Below are 22881 nucleotides of genomic sequence, written 5' to 3'. Positions count from 1 at the left end.
GCTGTCCGTCAGACTTCATGGAACCGCCGTATACGGATCCGTACGTACGGTGGTGTGAGAGGACGGGAGTTAGTCGCTCCCTCCTACTCGATTTTAAATAGAAAGTTACATGTCTAGCTTTAGTACTAAAATAAATGGAATAAATTTTCAAATTATTGCGCAAAAAACAATCAGAAAATTCGAAAACATGATAAGCTATTAGTAACACTATTAACAATTGTTAGGAGGAACGAAATGGAGCAATTAGTAGTGATAGTAGCGTTTGTGATTCTTATTTTTTGTATTGTTTTAATAGTTTTATTTAAATCCTCTAAGGAACAAACAGAACTTCAGGTAGTAGCGACATACGAAGGGTTAAATGAATTAGGACAAGTTCTCATGAAAGTACTCTTTACCTTCTCAGTTGGAAAACGAACGAATAGTAATAAGAATATACTTGCACACATAAAGTGGTCAGAGGGATGGAAACCCCTTAGTTATAATGTTAAGGAAAATGGCGTATATCGAAAGGATAGTTTGTTATTAGTAGATATAAATGAATCCTTTCTTACTTTTGCAATAGATGAAGTAAGTGCAGTAGACAAACATGGTGGTGGAGAAGGCTATATAGTATTTACACTAGACTGTCCCTCTAACGCGGCAAAATCAACAGTAGCGATGATTATCGATATCCATACTAAGAAGGTGGCCTATCAATTATCTGACTCCACTAGCTGGGATAATGACTTTGTTGTGAGTAATTAAATACAAAATTAGCTATTCGTAGGAGAAGTGTAACGAATAGCTCTTTTTATGTTGTATTTTGTAAATGAAATAAAAATGTGGTATTTCTGAAACTTATTGTGCAAGACTTCGTAGTATATAGAAAAAGGTAGCTTCCGCATTATTACACTTTAATATCGTAATGATTATATCGAGACGGGTATGTATGATATAACGGTCCTTTTTTGAGTTTTTCTATGGTACTTAGGAAGAAAAATCGCAGCTTTGCAAAATTAACATTTTCTATTCTTGAAATTAAAAGCTTTTTTTGGGGGTGTTCACGGTGAATAAAAAGTCAATTAGTATCTTTTTTGTACTTATTTTAATTTTACTATTTGGGTGTGTTCAGGAAGAGGAAACTGTTTGGACGCAATCACCGACATTTATGCATGATGAGATGATTTTGTATGGAACCGAAGGGAAGTTCGGTATGATGAGAGCGAATGGGGAAGAGAATGAACCTGATTTCCCCGTAGGTCAAGGACGTTTGTATAATTTGTATTTTTTAGATTCCTCTCAAAATAATGATGGTAAAAAGTTTAAAATGACCGCTACCCATCAAGAAACAAATGAAACGGTTGAGCTTTATGAGTGGGATATTTGGAATAACAAGAGTGGAGCGAAATTTGGCTTTGACCAAGAGGGACTTTGGAAAGTTACAGTAACAATTGAGGAAGCTGTTGTTACAGATTTCATTGTACGTGCTGAAGCGATTATCCCAGTAACTTCGAAAATAGATAGGGAATTTGATTTTACGTATCTCGAAGAATTGCCAAGTGATAAATTAGAAAAATATGAGGAGTTTTTAGAAAACGGAAAGACTAGTAGTTTAATAAATTTTACGCCAGAAGAAATGGGGTTAATTCATATGAATTTAATATTTGAACATAACATTAGTAAATTATACGCCATTACTTATGATAATGGTCAGCTTCCAACCTTTGAACAATTTAACAATGAGTATGAACAATATTTATCGCATGATTTTATGAAAGATTATTTGCAATATAGATTCTATGATTCAATCTCAATTCAACGGGAAACCAGTAATGGAAATTTAACAATTGTTCAAATAGATACTAGGTTAGGAAGTAGTAAATATGTAAAAACATTTGCGTTAGTTAAGGAAAATGATATTTGGAAAACGGATTACTATCATTTGATCAAAAATTAAAAGAGCGAAAAAATCTGAACTGAAAAGGCTCTGTACTTTTATCAAGAATAGAACGGAGCCTAGATATAGAAACTTAAAACAATGGGTTGTTTTTGATTTCTTCTTCAATCGACGCGACAAGGCTTTCTGCATCTTCGGCAGTGATCACTTCTCCATTGACCACAGCAAATAATTGTTCGACACAGAGTTCGCAGTTTGACGTACAGCCGAATTCTTCAACCTCAACATCAGTTCTATTCAACATTTCGTCATAGGCATCGGAAGAGCCTTGTGCCATATTAGACACGCAAAATTCAATTTGACACTTCATCGGTGCCTTTTCCTTCTTTTTAAAAAATGAAAAAGCCATTTCTTCTCCCCCTATGTATATGTGAAGTTGTTATGTAAACGCATAAAAACTCACTGTACCTATCTAGTTGCAAATATAATTGTTTTATAGAAAATATGCAAGTGAATACTTAAATTCTTATTTTTAGATCCTAGTAAAGAAAACACAAATAAAACTTGAATCTGAGGTGTACATATGCGGTCATCAACGTTGAAAAAGTTAATCTTGTACTTTCCAGTTATTTTTTTGATTCATGATTTAGAGGAAATCGTAACAATTGAACAAGTCCAACTCCCGTTTCAACTTCCGTTTACTATCTCAGCTATGGAGTTCACGATTGCATTTGTATTTCTATGGATAATAGTAACTGTAGGCTGCTTATTTGCAGCAAATGGAAGAAGATTTCTTTGGATCAAACCACTCCCGCTTTTCTCCTTACTTGTTGCAGGGGTGTTTTTAGCAAATGGCATTGGGCATGTCCTACAAGCAATTGTATTTCAAAAGTATGTGCCAGGTGTTATAACGGCTGTTTTAGTATTGATTCCATATTGCATAATGGCAGTCAAAAAGCTCTATGATGCAAAGGTTCTTACGGTGAAGCAAATTGCATGGTATTTAATAGGTGGCTTTCTATTACAAACACCAGCTGCATTATCGGCATTGCTTATAGGCAAAAGCGTAGTTGCATTATTTTAGTGAATGGAAAGCATCGGACTAGATGTAATATGTCACTGATTTGTAACAAATAGGGAAAATGAGTATATTTATTTGTGGAAAATGGCACCTCTTTTGCTATTCGACGTTCTGTATATGGAGGACTGTTTTACAGGATCTTCTAAAAAATGATGGTGGAGGAAATCACGTTGAGTACAGAAAAGTTATTAAGTATCAGTAGTAATTCATTATTTGTAGCATTTATTTTATTGTTAATCGCTATTTTGCCATTGGGCCTAGCGGTAAAATCGAAAGGCAGGATGTTTGAAAGGCTTGGGCTTACTCTTACGGGCGGTGCATTTTTGTTACAGTTAAGCTATTTCTTCTTAAGATGGAAGGCTGTCGAGCATGCACCTGTTAGTAATATGTACGAGTTTATGACGTTTTTCGGTATTATGCTAATCGGTAGTTTCTTAATTATTCATTTTTTGTACAAGCAAATTGTGGTAGGTTTGTTTGTAATTCCAGTTTCGTTAATCATTATAGGTTATGGCAGTGTGTTTACGCGGGAAGTAACACCCCTTATACCATCACTACAAAGTAACTGGCTGACAATTCATGTTATCACTGTTGCTTTTTCAAGTGCGATCTTATCAATAGCATTTGCCACAGGGATTATTTATCTATTACGAACGTTAGATGTACATAAGAAGACAGCTAGTACACGTGGATTGGAATTTGTAATGTTCTGTTTGATTGTTACAATAGGTTTTATCGGTGCATCCACTGTTTTCAATCTTGCGACAGAGGAAGTAACTGTACAATTTGAAAATGCTCAAGAAACGGTGGAACAAACAACATATACAATGATGCCGCTTGTTGTTAATAAAGGTGCTGTAGCGGTTAGTGGCGAGTCAATTAGTGCGATAGAGCTTTCAAATAAAATTGATGCAAAAAAACTGAATTCCATTGTTTGGGCATTTATTGTTGGTTCTATATTATATGGTGTTATTCGACTCTTAACAAGAAAGAAAATAATTGTCTTATTAAAGCCGCTAACAAATCGAGTGAATGCTCCATTAATGGATGAAATATCATACAGAGCTGTTGTGATAGGATTCCCGTTATTTGCCTTAGGGGGGTTACTATTTGCGATGATCTGGGCACAAATTGCTTGGAGTAGATTTTGGGGGTGGGATCCAAAAGAAGTTTGGGCTCTTATCACCTTTTTATATTATGCAGCGTTTCTTCATTTCCGACTTTCTAAAGGATGGGAAGGGGAGAAAACTGCTTGGCTATCCATTATTGGATTCGGTATTATTGTCTTTAATCAAGTTTTCGTGAATTTAGTCATTTCAGGATTACATTCATACGCTTAAATTCTAGGAGTGGAGGTTGCACATTCAGCATTTTCAAAAAAATTAATGTTGTTAGTGCAATCTTTATGATAATGCCTTTTGTGCCATGCTGACCCAATCCAGTTAAAGGCTTGGTCAGTATGACATTGCTTATTGCCTTGCCGTTTTATATAGGTTTCTTGAATCTAATAAATCAATATGTAAATAGCGAAGAAGAAGGGGAGATTTAGCGTTTTGGTGGTATATAATTTAATGTTCCATAGTATAAGTGAAAAGAGACATCCATAAATGGATGTCTCTTTTTTGAGTTCAAAAATTAATTCAATTTAAGAATTAAAGTTTAACAACGTTAGTAGCTTGTGGGCCACGGTTGCCTTCTTCAACGCCAAATTCAACTTTTTGACCTTCTTCAAGTGATTTGAAACCTTCACCTTGGATAGCTGAGAAGTGTACGAATACGTCGTTTCCGCCTTCTACTTCGATGAAACCAAAACCTTTTTCTGCGTTAAACCATTTTACTGTACCTTGAGTCATTTAAAAAACCTCCAAAAATAAATTGAAAAACTAATCCTACAACAAGTAAAAAAAATCACTGTAAAAAATGCTCGTACTAACACGATCACTTTTTAATAGGTGATTTCATTGTTTACGATTGAAGTATTACATTTATTATACAATAGGATTTTACACTTGTCTAGTAAAAAAACAAAAATAATGCAAACAATTCCTTCACTCGTATTTGTTGCATTTGAATTACTAATGAGCTAGTGGACTTCCGAGTAAATCGAGTAATACTGCGGACTAACCACATCTGTTACTACGACTTTTTCTTAAAAGTTTTCAATATAGTTAAAAGATATGGGTTTATGAAGTGAATATTTAGTTAAAATATGGATATTGTAGATTTGATGGATTAAATAGTACAGGAATGGCTTTTGAACAGGGCTTTAAATGGGTGAAAGCTGCACGATTATAATTAACCTAGCAGCCTTTTACATTGGATTTGAGTATGTTTTAGTTAGTGATACATTAAAAAAATACTTTTCTAGATAAATCAATTTTATCGTTTCCTCTAATAATAATTTCGTATTTTTCATCATCATGTAGTAGTAAGGGTTGCTTATTCATAATAATTAATTCATTCGTAATATTCGTTAGCATTTCTACTTCTTCATTAGAGAGTTTACTTTGAAGGTTCGTTTTGATAATAATTTTAAAAGGATTTGAATTATTGATGAAAGTTATACCTGTATAATGAATACTTGTTTCTTTCAGTGTTTTATCAATGTCAGTAACCGTCATTGACCATGGGGCCTCGGAATTAACTAGGATTCTTTTGGTTACTGACGGGTTGCTGGTATGCCATGAAGTTGGCGCAAAGGTATATGTTAAGCAAAGAAAAATAGCCATGATGATTATCCAAGATAAATTTTTATTGTTTTTGTATTCCAACTGTTCTCTATAATGTTGTTGAATTCTTCTTTTAGTCAAAATTATGCCTCCCTTGTCACGTACATGTACAATAAAAGTCGAGTAGTTTTTACTTTAATTTCTTTATACTATGAACTCAGGGATATTTTGTACTGACCTAGAAGTAGTCTGTTTACATGCAAAAAGTTAAAAAACAACTGTGTGGGTTACTACTTATTAGTCAATCCAAGCATTTTCTTTAGCTACAATAACTGCCTCTGCGCGTGATTCTACATGAAGCCGCACGAAAAGCTTCGATAAATAATTTTCTACGGTGCGTTGTGTAACACCTAAATTAGAGGCTATAGCTTTATTCGTATAGCCTTGAGCGACAAACTGCAAAATTTCCTGTTCTTTGTTACTGAGTTGGACATCTTGCTTTACATCCGATCGATGGGTGCGCTGTTGCACAAAATCTAAAAAGTCGACAGGTAGTAAAATTTCTCCACGAAGAGCTGCTTGAATTGTATGTAAGACCTGCTCCTTTGTGGCAAGTTTAGATAATAACCCATCGATTTTTTTTTCTACGAGTAACTCATAATAGTCTACTAATTCATAACCTGTATACAACAGTATAGTAGCTTCTGGTTGCTTCTTCTTTATCATTTCGGCAAGTTGAATACCGTTAATTGGTTTCATATTAATATCAATTAAGTAGAGCTGAAATGTTTTTGTCTCCATAAGCGAGAGTACAGATGATCCGTCCTGTTCTGTTTCTATTTGAACATTCGCTAAGTTTTGTAAAAGCGTTTTTGTACCGTCTAAAACAACAGGGTGATCGTCAACAATAAGCAAATCAATCATGTTTAGTCTCACTTTCTTCTAGTATTTGTATATTAATATACATTCCCTCATGTGGTTTTGACGTAATATTCATGTCACCACTAAATGCACGTACACGTTCTCTAATTCCATTTATCCCCATTGATGTTGTAGAACTCATCATTTCCTCAACATCGCAACCAATACCATCATCTGTATATTGCAAGGTAAAGCCATGATCGATTGCACGAAGATGAAGTGTCACCTCAGTCGCGTTAGAATGCTTAATGGCATTATTAAGCAGCTCCTGTACAAGGCGATACACAACCAGGTGTAGTGTTACATCTTGAAAATTCACACGTTCGATTTGTGCATCGAGTAAAAAATTCGCACGTATTTTCACTTTTTGTATGAGTTTTTTTATTGCAACTTGTAAGCCAAATGTATCGAGTAGTGGGGGGCTTAGGTTTTCACAATATTCTCGTAAATCTTGAGAAGCATCGAGAAGTTGTTCGCGAATTTTAAGCACTCGTTCTTTTTTGATAATAGGGTGGCTTGCAAGGACGTCGAGTTCCCTTGCTAGATGTAGTTGCTCCTGTAAAATCGTGTCATGTAATTCCTGAGCCAGAATTGTTTTTTCCTTTTCGATAATATTCCAAAGTAATTTATCGAGCCATGGGAGTTGGGTATGGCTCGCTACCTTCATGTGATGAATTTCTTCCACTAAATCCTCGATGAATTTTAGATTATCAACAAACATTGAGAAGTAGAGAGATAGTAATTCTAGCCATAAAAGCTCCTTTTTTTGAAGTGAGCTTGAAATGGTTAAAACAATCTTTTCGTCTGCCGTGTCATGTAATACGAGCTGAATTACTTTATATTCAATCACCATCTCACCACGTGATAAGGGTAAGTCATCTGTAATCGTTTCTATTGTAAACGCGGTCGTACCAAGTTTATTCGCAACTTCATGCATGAAGCGAACTTCTAAATCCTGTTGGTTTTTTGCGTTGCTAATGCGGTTAACTGCCCCATATAAATTATGTACATAGTCCCCGTTAGAAGAAAAAATTATTTTTCGATGTTTAAAATCAAGGTGCTCTTTTATATAGAAGCCTGCTAGTATACCGATGAAAAGTAAGATGAAAATCCCTATTATCTTTGTTATTGATTCGAGCTCGTTCAACAAGAGCGAAATCCCAATTGTCAATATAAAGGAAATCGAAAATGCAAGGGCAGAGTAATAACGAAAACGAGATAATTGATATTCAATATCTAATAATCGTTCATTTACTTGAATAAAGATAAACGAAAATGGAATGAGCAGTAAAAATAACGAACTAAACTCTCCAGATAGGATAACTGGGCGCCCTAAAATTTTAGGGACAACAAACAATAATAAAAATGGCATAAATGGAATGATTAAAGAAATAGCAATTAATCGTATTTTTGGTGAGCGTGTTTGTAAATAGCTCACCAACAAAATACATATGATGCAAAGGATGAAAACACAAAATAGCCCAAGAACCATATTTGGAGTAACAAGTCGAATGTTAGGATAAAGGACATATATCGCATCACTAATAAATATAAGTAAAGGAAAAATATAGAGCAATCGGGCCTCGATAAATGGCCATTTAATCTGTAGATAGTTAAAATATTGTTGTAAAAAGTGAATGAGTATGGTTAAGCATAAAATAATCAAAAAACCAATTACTAATATTCCTACACTATTACCCCTACTAGAAGCAATACTACTAATAAACGCCAGAGAAACGGCTAATAAAAAAAGTATCAGTAGTGTAGTTAGAAAATTACTTTTATTTTTTCGCCCTAAATAGAGTGTTACACAAATAGATAAGACAAAATAGATCATTGGAAAAATAATGAAGATAAGAAGCTGCTCGGGTAAGTCTCTATGCGTGATAGTAATTGTATGAGTCGTACCGTCGGCTTTTATTATGGTTAATTCTTTTGCTACATTTACATAACGAAATTTTTGAACACTAGAAATACTAGCTGGAGGCTGTTGATCAATCCTTATCAAAATATCGCCTTTTTCAATATTGTGCTGCTGAGCCCACTTTGGATAATAGGGCTCGTCAATGACAAATTGTCCATTAACTTCATTAAGAGCGATGTTAACAAACGGTGTTTGAATGGCTATTGATAAAAAGTAAATACCAAGAATTATGTAAATGGTAAAAAAACTAGTGGTAAATTTATTCATATAAATCTCTTTTCTATTGATAGTAAATAGTAATTAAAATATTTTGTTTCCAATTAAGTATTTAACCTTATTATCCTTAACTTCTAGCGGATTTGGAAGACCGAAATGGATACTTTCGGAAAACCACTAGAGTTCTTTCGGAATAACACAATGGTTGTTTCGGTAAGAGTTATGCTAGTGTAAAAATAACAATATGCTAGAAAGGGTGCGCACATGGTAGAAAAGAGACTTGTTCGAATTGTACTTTTGGCTATATTGGTATTCACTCTGTTCTCAGTTGAGACAACTGCCAAGACTGCTGACTCTGTCAAAGTGGATGTTTGTATTATCGGTGGTGACAATCATTTTGTTTATAAAATCCCAAAACCGCTACATGGATTAAATGGTTATGATGAGATGAAGGATAATATAGAGCAATCCCTAGCATCAAATTGGAAAATTCAAACGGCACATTATGAGGTGAATGATTCAGTTGTGGAGTATACGTTTTTCATTGAGGACTTATTTCAGGTGCAGAAAAAAGGAGAGTTAAAGCTAGCAATACCTTACAACATTTTAGTGGGCATGTTTGGTGAAGATGAAGCTGTTCAGTTGCGCATTATGGCGAGTAAGCTGACGAATTGGACGGTCAATGCAAAAGAATGGGCATCATTTGGCTTTGCACAGCCACTTACTTTTTTAAGTGAAAGTGAGTATGTTTATGAAGGGCCGGTGAATGAGCTTTTACAGCAAAACGTGGGTAATTTTGATGGCACTATCGATAAAGTACAGATGATGTTGCGAAGTGTGGTATTTGTTAGCTTCATCTTGCTGCAGGTGGTGGCATGTCTATTTCTAGCAGGACGCTTTAATAAGCTGCTATTAAAGTATCCAGAGAAAGTGCATAAATCAAGAAAACTGAGATACAAGTATCGATTTATTCCAGTAGTTATTATTATTGCTCAAATCGTGTTTGTTGTAATGTCAGGGTTATTTACTGCATTTAGTTTATATTTTAAACCTGGTATTGATTTGCTATTAATTGTAACGCCAATATTACTTAGTATTATTGTGATGCCGATGGTGTTTGTAGCGAATGAGCATAAAGTTTCGAAAGGATCGTGGGAAAATATGGACTTGATTTCGCCGAAGCGTAATTGATGATATAATGTTCAACAGCATATTTGAAGGAGCTGTTAGCAGAAATGACGCATCCAGAAACCGCGTATTTACATTTACTACAACATATTTTAGAACACGGTGTGAAAAAAGACGACCGCACTGGAACTGGCACATACAGTGTTTTTGGTTACCAAATGCGCTTCGATCTAAACAAGGGCTTTCCACTCTTAACGACGAAGCGAGTACCATTTAAATTGGTGGCAAGCGAGTTGCTTTGGTTCATAAAAGGTGACACGAATATTCGCTATCTACTACAAAATAACAACCACATTTGGGATGAATGGGCGTTTAAAAAATGGGTGGAATCTGATGAATATACAGGCCCTGATATGACAGATTTCGGTCGTCGCTGCTTAGTAGATGAAGAATTTAATGCTTTATATAAAGTGGAATTAGCTGCATTTTGTGAACGAGTATTAACAGACGATACATTTGCACTTAAATATGGTGAGCTTGGAAATGTGTATGGTAAGCAGTGGAGAAATTGGACAACATCAACAGGTGAAAGTTTAGATCAGCTACAAGATGTGATTGATCAAATTAAAACGAATCCAGATTCGCGTCGTTTAATCGTTAATGCTTGGAATCCTGAGGATGTTATTGATGCAGGGAAAAAGGGCAGTAAGGCTGCATTGCCACCATGTCATGTCATGTTCCAATTTTTTGTTGCAGAAGGTAAGTTAAGCTGCCAGTTAATGCAGAGAAGTTTGGATACATTGCTTGGCTGTCCATTTAACATTGCATCATATGCTTTATTAACGCATTTAATTGCACACGAATGTGGGCTGGAAGTTGGAGAATTCATTCATAGTATTGGTGATGCACATATCTATTCTAATCACATTGAGCAAGTTAAAGAACAGTTATCACGAGAACCTAAGGACCTACCAACCTTAAAAATAAATCCAGTAAAAACTTCGATTTTTGATATTGAACTAGAAGACTTAACGATTGAAGGATATGATCCACACCCAGCGATTAAAGCACCGATTGCAGTATAACTGAATGGAACTGGCTTGAAAAACTTAAGATGATGTTCGCTTGTTTTGTAATCTAGATTTCATGGTCAATACTATTGTACGAACTTAAAATAGTATATGTGAAATAAGAATTTTTCCTATGACAAAACAATCTATCTGTTATCTTGTTCATTAAAATTACACTTAGTACTAGGTCGAAATAATCTTTTTTGGAATTAGTCAGATTTGAAGATGATTCTATTAATACTTTTCTATTATACTTTATGTGGTAGCTATTGAACTATTTTACAATAGAAAGGCAGGGGTGATTGTTGTGAAGAGAATGATGGTGTTTCATATGGGCGGTAACAAGAGGTATTTACGAATGATGGAAAATGATTTTGTAGAGACTTCAATGCAACAATTAATTTATATGAGAAAACAACATGACGAATACGCAATCTTGCCTCAATTATCCGAAGAACAGCTACAGCAAATGATGAAAGTTGTTGAGGATATCCGACTTTATAGTAATAAAGAGCTACTATAATGTATACGCCTTCTCAGCTATAATAGCTGAGGAGGTGTTTTTTTATGAACGTAGTATTTGTAGAATCTTTAACAGGTACGGAACTTATACAAATGGTTTCGCATGATGTAGCCGGCGTCTTAGCAGCTGCTCAAGGAGAGAGTGTAACGTTTCCGATGGGCCATTTTAAATACGAATTTCATAACCTGGATTTTTATGAAGATAACGGTGAAATTCGTCAGGAACTTGTAATTTATGTTGCAAAAATATAAATGGACTCAGCGATTTAGATTTCGTAATTGCAGAACAAATTAGAAAATTAAAAATTTGTGCCAATTAATGAGTTTACCGTCAAATTAATAAGTATCTTTTCTTTTAGGACAGTCCATTTTATGTGGTAGGTGTCATCGTAAATACACAATTCACTTCACGTAATTGCCCGAAAAAGCAGGAAAACACGGGTGTTTTGCTAAAACATAGCTTTGTGAAGATTCGTCTGTTTACTTTACTCTATATATTAGCTACTATACATATGGAGTATACATAAAAGGAGACTACATAAAATGTCCACACTACGTATTGAAAAAGACTTTTTAGGGGAACGCACATTACCGAAAGAAGCATACTATGGTATTCAAACGCTTCGTGCAACAGAAAACTTCCCGATTACTGGCTACAAGATTCATCCTGCATTGATTACAGCAATGGGGGTTGTTAAAAAAGCAGCTGCGCTTGGCAATATGGAAGTAAATCTATTACAAACAGATATCGGTAATGCGATCGTGGAAGCGGCACAAGAAGTTATTGATGGAAAATGGCATGGACAGTTTATCGTGGACCCAATTCAAGGGGGCGCTGGTACTTCTATTAACATGAATGCAAACGAAGTCATTGCAAATCGTGCACTTGAAATTTTAGGGAAAGAAAAAGGGGACTATCAAACAATTAGTCCGAATAGCCACGTTAATATGTCACAATCGACAAACGATGCTTTCCCAACAGCCATTCACATCGCCGTACTTAACCTAGTAGATGAATTACTTGTTACGATGGAGACAATGCAAGCAGTGTTCCAACAAAAAGCGGAACAATTCGCACATGTTATTAAAATGGGACGTACGCATTTACAAGATGCGGTGCCTATCCGTCTTGGGCAAGAATTTGAAGCTTACAGCCGTGTCATTAACCGTGATATTCAGCGTATTCGTCAAACACGTCCGAATCTATATGATGTCAATATGGGTGCGACGGCTGTTGGTACGGGGCTAAATGCCTTCCCAGACTATATTAAATCAGTAGACGAACATCTAGCTGAAATTTCTGGATTACCACTAAAAGGCGCTACACATTTAGTGGATGCTACGCAAAACACAGACGCATATACAGAAGTATCTGGTGCGCTGAAAATTTGTATGATTAATATGTCTAAAATTGCAAACGACCTTCGCTTAATGGCATCTGGTCCACGTGCAGGTTTAGGAGAAATTGTTTTACCAGCACGTCAGCCAGGTTCATCTATTATGCCAGGGAAAGTAAACCCAGTAATGCCTGAAGTATTAAACCAAGTTGCTTTCCAAGTTATTGGTAATGACCAAACAATTTGTCTTGCATCAGAAGCGGGTCAATTAGAGCTAAACGTTATGGAGCCAGTACTTGTCTTTAACCTAATCCAATCACTTAGCATTATGAAAAATGTATTCCACGCGTTTACGGAAAATTGCTTGAAAGACATCGAGGCAAACGAATCACGCATGAAAGAATATGTTGAGAAAAGTGTGGGGATTTTAACGGCAGTAAATCCACATATCGGCTATGAAATTGCAGCTCGTATTGCGCGTGAAGCTATTTTATCTGGTCGCTCGATTCGAGATCTTTGTATCGAAGAGGGAGTTCTAACGGCTGAGCAGTTAGATTTAATTTTAGATCCTTATGAAATGACGCATCCAGGTATTGCTGGTGCAAGTATTATGAAATTAAAATAATTTCGATGATGAAAGTGCTTCTGTTCCATACGGAAGCTCTTTTGTTTTATTTAGTTTTACAATCTCTCGTAGTAATTTTAGGTAATTATTAAATCTTTTGTAAGTAGGGGGATATTAGGTTGTTCAGTAGCCTATAGGTGGGTTGGTAAATGTTTAATATTTATTAATCCTTAAATTGTTCTTTCCACTCATCGACTTTTGTTTTGATTTCGTCTGCCGCTGAATCCATGTCTTTCTTTTTCGTTTCATAAATACTCGAAAAATTTTCATGTTTACCTTCATACATGTCTTTAGTTAGATTAAGGAGTTGTGTCTTTTGATCAACTGAAATTAACTTTTCTTGATGCAGGATGGAAATAGCGCTATCAATCCGCATTTTTTCCCGTTGAGCGGCATATGTCAAAAGGTCCTTAAGGCGAATTAAACTTTCCACAACATCAAGATATTCGCGTCCACTTGGTCCAGTGATGAATACAAGTTGTCCAATTATAGGTTTCCACTTCTTTGTGATGTATGTTTCCAGTTCATCTTTATTTTGGAGTGTGACATAATCGCCGTTTCCAGCATCTGCAACTTTCTTCAATTCTGCCTGACCTTTGTCGCCAACATCTAAACCGATAATATTAACTTTTACTTGAATATTAGAAGCCTGTAAGAGCTTGGCAGCATCGATAAGGTTTCCATTGCATGTTTCGACACCGTCACTGACGATAAAAACAATGTTCACGTTTTCATTTTCAGGATATGCTTTTAAAAGATCATGAGCTTTTTCTATTGCACCTGCAAGGGGAGTCCAGCCGCTTGCTTGGAAGCTGTTTAGTGAAGTGATAAAAGAATTTTCGTCATAAGGTTGTAACGGATAGACATCTTCTATTGTTTCACAGGATTTTGTTTTATCCTGATCGGTACCTGCATCAACATGTCCATAGGCGAAGAGGGAGACATTTGCCTCTGGTTTTAATTGTTTGGCAAAAGAATGTACCGCTTCCTTTGCTAGTTCCATCTTCATTCCGCCAGGTACTTTTGCCTTCATACTTCCACTTGCATCGAGCAGAAGTATTACGTTCATAGACTTTTCTACAGTTTCAGTGTCATCAGGGCCTGTAGGAAGTACGGGCATTGTGAAACCATATTGCCAATTTTGAAGGTCTTCATAATAGTCGATATATTTTCCAGAACCAAGCAAATAGAGGAGATGATCATATAGCTCATCGGTCGTCAACTCCGCTTTATCTTTGAAGTATTTTGGAAGCTCTTCGTGTAAAATAGGTGTGAAATTATTTTGATGAAAGCCCAAATAGCCTAACACATTAACGCCGCGCCCGAGTTCCGTTTCTTCGTCGATATATTTATCTGTCCACAGCCCAGATTTTTGCTGAATCATTTCATCTAAAGTCCGTGGTGCACTTGGTACTGTGTTGTCGGTGGTAGCTGTTCCTTTTGTTTCAATCGGTTTATCTTTCATATCAGTTGGGGGCGAACAGCCACCTATTAGAAAACCCGCGCATATGACCAAGGTGAGTGCTGAAATTCTTAAGTTCATACCTACATGTCCTCCTTTTATTTCCGCTTCTCTATTTTCCCATTCTTTTCAAATTGTATATATAGGGAAAAAACCTTTTGATATTTGGTGAATTAGAACTGTATTGAGTATTGTATGTGAACTTACGCAAGGTTGGATTTCAATCCACTTCACTAAGAAGTGAGAGGGGGTATTTTCACTAGCTAATCAACAGATGTGATAAATTATTGAAATTGACATTAAAAATAGACTACCTTACAATTACTAGTAGTAATCTATTAGGAATGTAGTTTTCACTATAATCCTTAGCAACTGAATAGCGTGTAGTAATAGGTGTAAATTAAGTGTGATTTACTAAAAGGGAAGTCGGTGCAAGTCCGACACTGTCCCGCAACTGTAAATGTGAGCGACTTTTCAAAACCACTGTCAAACGATGGGAAGGGAAAAGAAGCGTTGACCATAAGTCAGGAGACCTGCCTATTATTAGTACACACCAAACCCTACGAGGAATAGGAGGTGGCATGTTGACAAAACAGAATGTTCTGTTCGTCACAGTACGTCAAACGCCCAAATGGCTATATGAAGGTAAGCGGTCTCGACCCGAACTTCACACATTTGGGGTTTATTTGACGAAGGTAGACGAACATTGATATTTATAGGTGAAGTCGCCATATTAAACGGATTCTCTCAAATTGGAGGGAGTCCGTTTTTTTTTTCGATCATGCCTTTGTTTTGAAAATATGTACGAGAAGAGGATGTAACGTTGAAAAATATACGATTATGTACAAAACAAGAGAAACACTTGCTAGATATAAAAATTGAGAAACTCCCGCATAGAGAAAGCGGCAAGCAAACAAAAACGAGAATGGTTGTGGAATCCCTGGTAGACCAGTTTCTAGCATCTGCCCTCATTAGCAACGAACGATTATTCGAACAAATTTTATATAGCAAGGAAATTATTTGGATTCAAAATGAAGGCTTTGATGGACATCTTTTCGCAAAAGCGAGTGTAGTTGATAATCTAAAGACGAAGAAAAATGGATTCACCATGTATATGCCAACAAACCCGATTGTTTATATGGTAGATGGCGAAGAATACCATCTGATTACGCGGATTGATTCAATTAGAGCAAGACCAAATTTAGAAAAGCTCTATTACGATCCAAAGCCTATTCTTAGTGCTGCAAGAGTAAATGATCTGCTATGTTCGATGGTGATGCGTTTTTATGAGACTTATTTAGCTGATTTAACGTTGTTAATCAGCACCTATCGTGAAAGCAATAAATCGTTGAATTTAAAGAAATATGTTGAACGTGAATATGCCCAGTTTATGCAGGCGGTCAAAGCGTTGAATGACTATCATTTAAACTGGCACCCACGTGGTAATGGACATGAGCAGTTACTAAAAATAATTAATAATTTACAAATATTAAAAAGTAAGCCAGGCAATGTGCTTATAGATTTTTCAAATAATCACGGATACGTAATTGTAGAACCTGCTTATTTACTTATAGAGCAAACGAGTAGTACGGCACAGGCGTTGTAGTACATAGTCCTCCTTTTTATGGAGGGCTTTTTTTAGTTGATGATTTTAATAAAGAAGTGATCTGCAACGTTGCCCAATTTCTCCAAAAGAATCTCTTCATATTATCGTTGGTTTATTGGTAGTAAACCAAAACTTCAAAAAGAATTGGAATTTCGCTTCCTTTTTATTGCATTATTTTTACATATGACTTATTATTACGTTATACGTTATATCGCCAAACGTAATAAAACGAAAAAGGAGGTTTTGAATAGAAGTGAAAGGTAAATTTTCTGAACCGCCATTATTAATTTTGATTAGTCTGGCAGAAAAAAGCTGTCATGGTTATGCGATTATGGAGGATATTGAAAAAAATTACGACATTAAGTTGGGGCCAGGGACGTTGTATGGAGCAATTTCACGTTTAGAAAAAGCCGGCTTTATTCATATGCTTGAATCGGATGATCGTAAAAAAGTTTATGAACTAACAGATGCGGGGCGAAATCATTTAACTGATCAAATAAAAGAGATTCAAAAAGTAACAGCATTAGGAACGAAAAGGCTTGGTCTGACATGAAGTGGTTAATATATTTGTATCCAAAAAGTTGGAGACAGAGATACGGCGATGAATTGATTTATTTTTTGGAACAGACGGATTTGTCATTTTATGTGTTGAAGGACCTAATGCAAGGTATAGTGGATGCTTGGAAACAAGAAATAAGTGAAAGAGAAATTTTTGGCATTCGTATGAGCTATATCGTATTACTTGTTAGTTTAATTAATGTGTTTGTAGTTGTAAAATTCATTTCGTTACGGGAGGTTATTTTAATGGAACAAGTTGCAATAATTATAGCTATGGTCTCGTTTTTCTTTGCAGTATCTATTTTCATTGTTAATCTTTTTAGATCTTCGGATTTCCGAAGTGCTTTTTCAATCAAAACAAAATTATCAAAGATGTCAGTAGGTTTAATGGGGTTATATGCGATTAGTTTTACTGTATTTTTAGTGCTAGCAAATTAATGATACAGAGTGTGTAAGGCTCTTTTTACTTCAATCTCCATTAAAAAACAGACTTAACCCTAAAATATAGAGTGAAGTCTGTTTTGTTTTTCTATCGTAAGCAGTGCATGGCTTCTTGTGCTTCTTGCCAAGGAACGGAATAGCCTTTGCCCTTAGCGCAAAATATACTAGAAGATGTGTATTCAGGATCAACATTTTTATCATAGCCAATCTGAGCAATAACCTCAGCAGTGTTATGACACAAATCATAGCCATCAAACTGCAGTGATAGTGAGCCTTTGCCATTTGTATAAGCGGCAAAATTAGTGCTGTAGCTCATGAATGTAGCTACAGGGGCACGGCCGGTTAGTAAAACGTGCTCCTCAGTCAAAATAGGTGCGTCAAAAGTTCCTGCTGCTTGTTGAACATCAGTTATCATACGCCCAATAAAATCGTTCGGTGCTTTAAGTTTGAAGCGGTAATATGGTTCGAGCAATACATTTTTAGCTTGTTCGAGCCCTTGACGTAGCGCTCGGAACGTTGCTTCACGAAAATCGCCACCATCTGTATGTTTATTATGCGCACGTCCAGTTAGTAGAGTAAAACGAATATCTGTAATAGGATAGCCTGTTAATAAACCATGATGTTCGCGCTCAAATAGATGTTTTTCAATGAGTCGCTGATGTCCAACGGATAAATCATCGGCATGACATGCATTGACAAATGTAATGCCAGTTCCACGCGTGTTTGGCTCCATCAATAAATGTACTTCGGCATAGTGCTTTAACGGTTCAAAATGACCGTAGCCTGTCACAGTCGTCGCAATGGTTTCTAAATATAGGATTTTAGGCTCACCAAATGTAATTACTAGAGAAAAGCGGTTAGTTAGCACTTCACGAAGAACCTCGAGTTGAATGACGCCCATAATATGCACGTGAATCTCTTGAAATTTTTCGTTCCATATAACTCGTAACGTAGGTTCTTCAGCTTCAAGTAAACGAAAGGTTTTTAATACATCTTTTATATGTTGCCCTCCATCATATTGCACCTTTGCCTGTAATGTCGGTACAAGCTCAAATGGTTGTGGATTTATTGAACTACCAAGGACATCACCAATTTGAGCCTGACTTAGTCCTTTCACCGCAAAGATTTCCCCAGCACTTACTTCTTGTACAGTTTCAAATCGATTACCGTTATAAATACGAATTTCCGTTACCTTCTCTGTAACTACTCCTAACGTAAAATCATCTCGAACATGTAAGGTTCCTTGCAATGCTTTTATAAATGTGAGACGTTGATGACCGTCATGACGAATTTTAAATACTTCGCCCTGAAACGGTGCTTCTTTTTCATAATTTGTCGCAGATAGAAGTGGAAGTTGAGCTATAAACTCCTTGATGCCAATATCTTTTAATGCCGATCCTATAAAGCAAGGGAAAGCTCGTTCTCCTTTAATCATTGCTTGCAAGCTTGAAAGGCAAGTAGAGGCATCCAGCGATTCAGTAAGAAAAGAATCAAGTAGCAATTCGTCACGTTCCGCAAGCCATTCGGTAATCTGGCTAGATACATAGTCCGAACGAAGCGACTCATTAATAAATAATACGTCCTCAGAACATTCCTTTTGGAGTTGCGCCATTACTGCATTTACATCTGCACCTTCACGATCAATTTTATTGATAAAGAAAAACGTCGGTACATGATATTGACGTAAAAGTTGCCATACCGTTTCAGTATGACCTTGCACTCCTTCAACGGCGCTTACGATAATAATTGCATAGTCCATGACACGTATAGCTCGTTCCATTTCTGGTGAAAAGTCGACGTGACCTGGGGTATCGATAAGCGTATATGTATCATCTCCGATTTGCATGCGACCTTGCTCGGCAAAAATAGTAATTCCGCGCGCACGTTCGATTGCATGATTATCTAAAAATGTATCTTGGTGATCGACACGACCCCTAGCTTGGATGCTATTCGTATGATAAAGAAGCTGTTCAGAGAAAGTTGTTTTACCTGCATCGACATGAGCGAGCACGCCAATTGTCTTTAACATAAAAATCCTCATTTCATTCGTCGTTGACTATTATTGTAACAGAAAATTATCAGTAATGATTTCATGTTACATAAATAGTCTTTATGATAAAGTAGTGCTTATATATCAAAGAAAATTCTAAAATGGATAATTTTGTGTGATTGCTAGAATAGAATAGTTCTGCTATTCTAAATTTTATAACTTAATATGAAGTTTTTTATTGGTGCAAATGTCTTTGGACATTTGCTTAAAAGGGAAATCGGTGCAATTCCGATGCTGTCCCGCAACTGTAAATGGGGAGTCTATGCACAATGCCACTGTAGCTAAGTTATGGGAAGGCGTATAGACGATGAACCTAAGCCAGGATACCTGCCAATTAAAGCAACACATTTACATAGAACCACGAGGATGGTTGTAGTGACAGGGTAGAGAAACCCATTATTTCACTATGACATCCTCTTGTAGACAAGGGGATTTTTTTTATGCCCTTTGTTATAAGAGGGGAGAGCATTTTGAGGAATCAAACAACAAAAAACATAGCCATAATCCTAGTAATACTGATTGGTGTCGTCTTTGTATCGATGACGATAGCAGTCATGGTGGGCTCTGTATCGATCACACCAAGTACGGTGTGGCGTGTAATTTTATCACATGCGCCTTTCAATCTATTTGGCATTGAATCGGACTGGAGTCGCTCACAAGAAATTATTATTTGGCAAATTCGTACACCAAGAGTCTTACTAGCTATGATTGTCGGGGCTGGTCTTGCCATTTCGGGAGCAGCGATTCAAGCCCTAGTTCGTAACTCGATTGCAGATCCGTATATTTTAGGAATATCCTCGGGTGCATCAGTTGGAGCAACGTCTGTTATACTACTTGGTGCTTTTTCGTATTTAGGTATGTATGCGCTGTCATTTGCAGCCTTTATTGGTGCGACGGTAGCCGTGATAATCGTGTTTTTCCTAGCACGAGTACAAGGAAGAATTTCAGTTATTCGTTTATTATTAGCAGGTATTGCAGTGTCACTCGTGTTATCAGCGATGACGAACTTTATGCTGATGATGTCGAAAGAAGAGGGTGGTCTGAAGGCGGTAATGTATTGGATGATGGGTAGCTTGGCTGGTGCAAAGTGGGCGAATTTAGCGATTCCGTTCGTCGTATTTATTGTTGTCTATTTAATTTTACGATTACACGCACGTCATTTGAATTTATTGTTACTAGGTGAGGAATCAGCCGTAACACTCGGTGTCAATATAGAAAAATTCCGACTGCTCCTTATCCTCTTAATCTCTCTGTTAACGGGCGTGTTAGTAGCAGTTAGTGGGGCAATTGGCTTTATAGGTCTCATTATTCCACATATTGTACGTATGATTGTTGGCTCTAATTATAAATTTGTCTTACCCGTAAGTGCACTACTTGGCGCGATCTTTTTAATATGGGCAGACGCTGTAGCGCGTATTGTCATTGCCCCAGAGGAAATGCCGATTGGGATTATTACTGCTTTATGTGGTTGTCCATTCTTTATTTGGATGCTCCGTAGGCAAACTTATTCATTCGGGGAGGGGGATTAAATGGTATTCGTTGCGCAAAATCTGTCTTTCACTGTACAAAAAGCGAAAATATTAAAAAATGTATCGATGCATATCCATGAGCAAGAGTTTGTAGGTTTAATTGGCCCAAATGGCAGTGGGAAATCCACGTTATTAAAAAATATGTACAGAATGCTTAAACCACAAGTCGGAGATGTGTTTTTATATAATGAAAACATTTACAAGCAATCCGCAAAGGAGATGGCCAAGCAACTTGCAGTTGTAGGACAGGAAACACCAGTACTATTTGACTTTACTGTTAAGGATCTTGTGGCTATGGGACGCACTCCACATAAACGACTCATTGAAGGCGATACGAAAGAGGATCGAGATATCATTGAACAATCAATGCGCCAAGCTGGCATTGTTCATTTAACGGAACGTAATTTTAGTTCCTTATCTGGTGGTGAAAAAAAACGTGTTATTGTCGCAAGGGCATTAGCACAGCAGGCAAAGATAATGGTATTAGATGAGCCAACAAATCATTTGGATGTTCAGCATCAGCTACAGCTAATGGACCTAATACGGAGTTTACCGATTACCGTGGTGGTTGCCTTACATGATTTAAATATTGCAGCGACTTACTGCGACAAAATTTATGTGATGCAAAACGGAGAAATTATGGCTTATGGGACACCACAAGATATATTAACACCTGCCATATTAAAAGAGGTATTTGGCGTACATGCAGAGGTTAGCGTGCATCCCATTACGAAAAAACCACATATTTTCTATATACCAGAGCAATTCTTGTAGTTAGCAAAGGGATCATAGATTTCTTTCTATATAATTTTGATCATTAAAGGAGGAAAGGACATGAAGACATTTAAAAGCATGTGGCTTATTCTTGCAATCGCAATGTTAAGTATTTTAGCAGCTTGTGGGAACGATAAAGCACAGAAGTCAGAAACAGAAAATGAACAGTGGGACCCAGCACAAGCTGCAGCAACAGAGGTAACGATTGAAAATAATGATACGACACAGATTTATACAGAAGCACCTAAAAAAGCGATTAGTTTAAATCAGCATGTCACAGAAATTATGTTGGCATTAGGGTTAGAAGATTCAATGGTTGGAACAGCGTATTTAGATGATAAAATTTATGCACCTTTAAAAGCGGCCTATGATCAAGTTCCGGTTTTGGCTGAGCAATACCCTACAAAAGAACAGGTGATTGATGCAGAAGCGGATTTTTTATATGCAGGTTGGAAGAGTGGATTTAGTGAGAAGGGTGTAGGTACACCAGAAGAGCTTGAGACACTAGGAATTCACACGTATTTACATACATCTTCAAGCACCACTAATCCTTCATTAGAGGATATTTTCACGGATATCCGTAATATTGCGAAGATATTCGAAGTAGAAGAGCGCGGGGAAGCACTGATTGTGCAAATGTCACAAGAAGTAGAGGATATTCGAGCGAAGCTACCACAAGGAAAGGAAGAATTGCGTGTCCTTATTTTTGACAACGGAAAGCAAGATGTTACTACCGCAGGGCAAAATTTCATGAATGAGCTTGTCACTGTAGCAGGTGGTAAAAATATCTTCGGTGATGTTGAGTCTGGTTGGACAACTGTTTCAAAAGAGGACACAGTAGAGCGCAATCCTGAAGTTATTGTAGTTATTGACTACGGGTCTACTAGCGTAGAGGAAAAAATTAATTTCTTGAAAAATGATCCAGCGTTAAAAGAGACTGATGCAGTGATGAACGAGCGTTTTGTTACTTTACCACTTTCGGCAGCATCAGAAGGGGTTCGTGCGGCTGAAGCCATTCAAATTTTAGCACAAGGATTCTATCCAGATAATTTCTAATAAAGGCCTGGAGCTGGCGATATGCTGGCTCCTTTT

The 22881-nt window shown here is 36.6% G+C and carries 23 protein-coding genes and 2 riboswitches; of the genes, 16 read left to right on the top strand and 7 right to left on the bottom strand.

Annotated elements, in window-relative coordinates; translation table 11 throughout:
• The first annotated feature begins 234 nt into the window (after positions 1-234).
• The gene (locus tag ACIQZG_RS21390) at positions 235-744 is read left to right on the top strand and encodes a hypothetical protein (RefSeq protein ID WP_402757665.1); all 510 of its coding nucleotides are present in this window, start codon (positions 235-237) and stop codon (positions 742-744) included.
• A gap of 403 nt (positions 745-1147) precedes the next feature.
• Positions 1148-1936 carry a hypothetical protein gene (locus ACIQZG_RS21385; protein WP_402757663.1) on the top strand — a complete coding sequence of 263 codons (789 nt, stop codon included), beginning with the start codon at positions 1148-1150 and terminating at the stop codon, positions 1934-1936.
• 73 nt (positions 1937-2009) lie between these two features.
• Here the strand turns inward: ACIQZG_RS21385 and ACIQZG_RS21380 are convergent, their stop codons facing one another.
• Entirely contained in the window at positions 2010-2285 is a 276-nt protein-coding gene (locus ACIQZG_RS21380) for a DUF1450 domain-containing protein (protein ID WP_402757661.1), read from the bottom strand.
• A 174-nt stretch (positions 2286-2459) separates the two neighbouring features.
• Between ACIQZG_RS21380 and ACIQZG_RS21375 the strand changes: the two genes are divergently transcribed.
• Positions 2460-2960, top strand: coding sequence for an HXXEE domain-containing protein (locus tag ACIQZG_RS21375; protein WP_402757659.1), 501 nt, complete (start codon positions 2460-2462; stop codon positions 2958-2960).
• 149 nt (positions 2961-3109) lie between these two features.
• Positions 3110-4297, top strand: a complete 1188-nt coding sequence (ccsB, locus tag ACIQZG_RS21370; protein ID WP_402757669.1) for a c-type cytochrome biogenesis protein CcsB — start codon at positions 3110-3112, stop codon at positions 4295-4297.
• Between the two features lie 312 nt (positions 4298-4609).
• Here the strand turns inward: ccsB and ACIQZG_RS21365 are convergent, their stop codons facing one another.
• The 4 genes from ACIQZG_RS21365 to ACIQZG_RS21350 all read right to left on the bottom strand — a co-directional run bounded on the left by ACIQZG_RS21365 (position 4610) and on the right by ACIQZG_RS21350 (position 8738).
• Positions 4610-4810 (bottom strand): cold-shock protein, encoded by a 201-nt coding sequence (locus tag ACIQZG_RS21365; RefSeq protein ID WP_053583238.1) that lies wholly within the window; start codon positions 4808-4810, stop codon positions 4610-4612.
• A 495-nt stretch (positions 4811-5305) separates the two neighbouring features.
• Positions 5306-5767, bottom strand: coding sequence for a hypothetical protein (locus ACIQZG_RS21360; protein ID WP_402757657.1), 462 nt, complete (start codon positions 5765-5767; stop codon positions 5306-5308).
• Between the two features lie 156 nt (positions 5768-5923).
• The gene (locus ACIQZG_RS21355; protein WP_402757655.1) at positions 5924-6550 is read right to left on the bottom strand and encodes a response regulator; all 627 of its coding nucleotides are present in this window, start codon (positions 6548-6550) and stop codon (positions 5924-5926) included.
• Positions 6543-8738: a sensor histidine kinase gene (locus ACIQZG_RS21350; protein WP_402757653.1), complete on the bottom strand. Its 2196-nt coding sequence runs from the start codon at positions 8736-8738 to the stop codon at positions 6543-6545. Before ACIQZG_RS21350 ends, ACIQZG_RS21355 begins: the two co-directional genes overlap by 8 nt.
• 213 nt (positions 8739-8951) lie before the next feature.
• Here ACIQZG_RS21350 and ACIQZG_RS21345 point away from each other — a divergent pair, with 213 nt between their 5' ends.
• From ACIQZG_RS21345 to aspA, 5 genes are all read left to right on the top strand, one after another.
• Entirely contained in the window at positions 8952-9878 is a 927-nt protein-coding gene (locus tag ACIQZG_RS21345; RefSeq protein WP_402757651.1) for a hypothetical protein, read from the top strand.
• A gap of 44 nt (positions 9879-9922) precedes the next feature.
• Positions 9923-10900 (top strand): thymidylate synthase, encoded by a 978-nt coding sequence (locus tag ACIQZG_RS21340; RefSeq protein ID WP_402757649.1) that lies wholly within the window; start codon positions 9923-9925, stop codon positions 10898-10900.
• A 292-nt stretch (positions 10901-11192) separates the two neighbouring features.
• Positions 11193-11408: a hypothetical protein gene (locus tag ACIQZG_RS21335; RefSeq protein ID WP_402757647.1), complete on the top strand. Its 216-nt coding sequence runs from the start codon at positions 11193-11195 to the stop codon at positions 11406-11408.
• Positions 11409-11452: 44 nt separating this feature from the next.
• Positions 11453-11659 (top strand): thymidylate synthase, encoded by a 207-nt coding sequence (locus tag ACIQZG_RS21330; protein WP_402757645.1) that lies wholly within the window; start codon positions 11453-11455, stop codon positions 11657-11659.
• 291 nt (positions 11660-11950) lie between these two features.
• Positions 11951-13369: an aspartate ammonia-lyase gene (gene aspA, locus ACIQZG_RS21325; protein ID WP_402757643.1), complete on the top strand. Its 1419-nt coding sequence runs from the start codon at positions 11951-11953 to the stop codon at positions 13367-13369.
• A gap of 163 nt (positions 13370-13532) precedes the next feature.
• Here aspA and ACIQZG_RS21320 read toward each other — a convergent pair whose 3' ends face one another.
• Positions 13533-14912 (bottom strand): vWA domain-containing protein, encoded by a 1380-nt coding sequence (locus ACIQZG_RS21320; protein ID WP_402757641.1) that lies wholly within the window; start codon positions 14910-14912, stop codon positions 13533-13535.
• A 293-nt stretch (positions 14913-15205) separates the two neighbouring features.
• A riboswitch (cobalamin riboswitch) is annotated at positions 15206-15386 on the top strand.
• 29 nt (positions 15387-15415) lie between these two features.
• Between ACIQZG_RS21320 and ACIQZG_RS21315 the strand changes: the two genes are divergently transcribed.
• The 4 genes from ACIQZG_RS21315 to ACIQZG_RS21300 all read left to right on the top strand — a co-directional run bounded on the left by ACIQZG_RS21315 (position 15416) and on the right by ACIQZG_RS21300 (position 17433).
• Complete coding sequence (locus ACIQZG_RS21315) at positions 15416-15541, top strand: hypothetical protein (RefSeq protein WP_402757639.1); 126 nt, start codon at positions 15416-15418, stop codon at positions 15539-15541.
• A gap of 113 nt (positions 15542-15654) precedes the next feature.
• Positions 15655-16437, top strand: a complete 783-nt coding sequence (locus ACIQZG_RS21310) for a hypothetical protein (protein ID WP_402757638.1) — start codon at positions 15655-15657, stop codon at positions 16435-16437.
• A gap of 253 nt (positions 16438-16690) precedes the next feature.
• Positions 16691-16990, top strand: a complete 300-nt coding sequence (locus tag ACIQZG_RS21305) for a PadR family transcriptional regulator (RefSeq protein ID WP_402757637.1) — start codon at positions 16691-16693, stop codon at positions 16988-16990.
• Positions 16987-17433: a hypothetical protein gene (locus ACIQZG_RS21300; RefSeq protein ID WP_402757636.1), complete on the top strand. Its 447-nt coding sequence runs from the start codon at positions 16987-16989 to the stop codon at positions 17431-17433. Before ACIQZG_RS21305 ends, ACIQZG_RS21300 begins: the two co-directional genes overlap by 4 nt.
• Positions 17434-17524: 91 nt before the next feature.
• Here ACIQZG_RS21300 and ACIQZG_RS21295 read toward each other — a convergent pair whose 3' ends face one another.
• On the bottom strand, positions 17525-19465 hold the full coding sequence (locus tag ACIQZG_RS21295; protein ID WP_402757635.1) for a GTP-binding protein: 1941 nt from the start codon (positions 19463-19465) through the stop codon (positions 17525-17527).
• A gap of 183 nt (positions 19466-19648) precedes the next feature.
• Positions 19649-19835: riboswitch (cobalamin riboswitch) on the top strand.
• A gap of 190 nt (positions 19836-20025) precedes the next feature.
• Between ACIQZG_RS21295 and ACIQZG_RS21290 the strand changes: the two genes are divergently transcribed.
• Genes ACIQZG_RS21290 through ACIQZG_RS21280 form a run of 3 tightly spaced genes read left to right on the top strand, consistent with a single transcriptional unit; the run spans position 20026 to position 22845 of the window.
• A complete protein-coding gene (locus tag ACIQZG_RS21290; RefSeq protein ID WP_402757667.1) occupies positions 20026-21015 on the top strand; it encodes a FecCD family ABC transporter permease in 990 nt (329 codons plus the stop codon).
• A complete protein-coding gene (locus ACIQZG_RS21285) occupies positions 21016-21789 on the top strand; it encodes a heme ABC transporter ATP-binding protein (protein WP_402757634.1) in 774 nt (257 codons plus the stop codon). It begins immediately after the preceding gene.
• Positions 21790-21849: 60 nt separating this feature from the next.
• Positions 21850-22845 (top strand): ABC transporter substrate-binding protein, encoded by a 996-nt coding sequence (locus ACIQZG_RS21280; RefSeq protein WP_402757632.1) that lies wholly within the window; start codon positions 21850-21852, stop codon positions 22843-22845.
• Positions 22846-22881 lie beyond the last annotated feature (36 nt).

Source organism: Lysinibacillus sp. NPDC096418 (genome assembly GCF_044762775.1).
In the GTDB taxonomy this organism is placed as follows: domain Bacteria; phylum Bacillota; class Bacilli; order Bacillales_A; family Planococcaceae; genus Lysinibacillus.
This window is presented reverse-complemented; position numbering and strand designations above follow the sequence as displayed.

Excerpts from the sequence above, each read along its gene's own strand:
- ACIQZG_RS21390 (WP_402757665.1), top strand. The coding sequence starts at position 235 with ATGGAGCAATTAGTAGTGATAGTAGCGTTTGTGATTCTTATTTTTTGT.
- ACIQZG_RS21385 (WP_402757663.1), top strand. The coding sequence starts at position 1,148 with ATGCATGATGAGATGATTTTGTATGGAACCGAAGGGAAGTTCGGTATG.
- ACIQZG_RS21380 (WP_402757661.1), bottom strand. The coding sequence starts at position 2,285 with ATGGCTTTTTCATTTTTTAAAAAGAAGGAAAAGGCACCGATGAAGTGT.
- ACIQZG_RS21375 (WP_402757659.1), top strand. The coding sequence starts at position 2,460 with ATGCGGTCATCAACGTTGAAAAAGTTAATCTTGTACTTTCCAGTTATT.
- ccsB (WP_402757669.1), top strand. The coding sequence starts at position 3,110 with ATGGTGGAGGAAATCACGTTGAGTACAGAAAAGTTATTAAGTATCAGT.
- ACIQZG_RS21365 (WP_053583238.1), bottom strand. The coding sequence starts at position 4,810 with ATGACTCAAGGTACAGTAAAATGGTTTAACGCAGAAAAAGGTTTTGGT.
- ACIQZG_RS21355 (WP_402757655.1), bottom strand. The coding sequence starts at position 6,550 with ATGATTGATTTGCTTATTGTTGACGATCACCCTGTTGTTTTAGACGGT.
- ACIQZG_RS21350 (WP_402757653.1), bottom strand. The coding sequence starts at position 8,738 with ATGAATAAATTTACCACTAGTTTTTTTACCATTTACATAATTCTTGGT.
- ACIQZG_RS21345 (WP_402757651.1), top strand. The coding sequence starts at position 8,952 with ATGGTAGAAAAGAGACTTGTTCGAATTGTACTTTTGGCTATATTGGTA.
- ACIQZG_RS21340 (WP_402757649.1), top strand. The coding sequence starts at position 9,923 with ATGACGCATCCAGAAACCGCGTATTTACATTTACTACAACATATTTTA.
- ACIQZG_RS21330 (WP_402757645.1), top strand. The coding sequence starts at position 11,453 with ATGAACGTAGTATTTGTAGAATCTTTAACAGGTACGGAACTTATACAA.
- aspA (WP_402757643.1), top strand. The coding sequence starts at position 11,951 with ATGTCCACACTACGTATTGAAAAAGACTTTTTAGGGGAACGCACATTA.
- ACIQZG_RS21320 (WP_402757641.1), bottom strand. The coding sequence starts at position 14,912 with ATGAACTTAAGAATTTCAGCACTCACCTTGGTCATATGCGCGGGTTTT.
- ACIQZG_RS21300 (WP_402757636.1), top strand. The coding sequence starts at position 16,987 with ATGAAGTGGTTAATATATTTGTATCCAAAAAGTTGGAGACAGAGATAC.
- ACIQZG_RS21295 (WP_402757635.1), bottom strand. The coding sequence starts at position 19,465 with ATGTTAAAGACAATTGGCGTGCTCGCTCATGTCGATGCAGGTAAAACA.
- ACIQZG_RS21290 (WP_402757667.1), top strand. The coding sequence starts at position 20,026 with ATGACGATAGCAGTCATGGTGGGCTCTGTATCGATCACACCAAGTACG.
- ACIQZG_RS21285 (WP_402757634.1), top strand. The coding sequence starts at position 21,016 with ATGGTATTCGTTGCGCAAAATCTGTCTTTCACTGTACAAAAAGCGAAA.
- ACIQZG_RS21280 (WP_402757632.1), top strand. The coding sequence starts at position 21,850 with ATGAAGACATTTAAAAGCATGTGGCTTATTCTTGCAATCGCAATGTTA.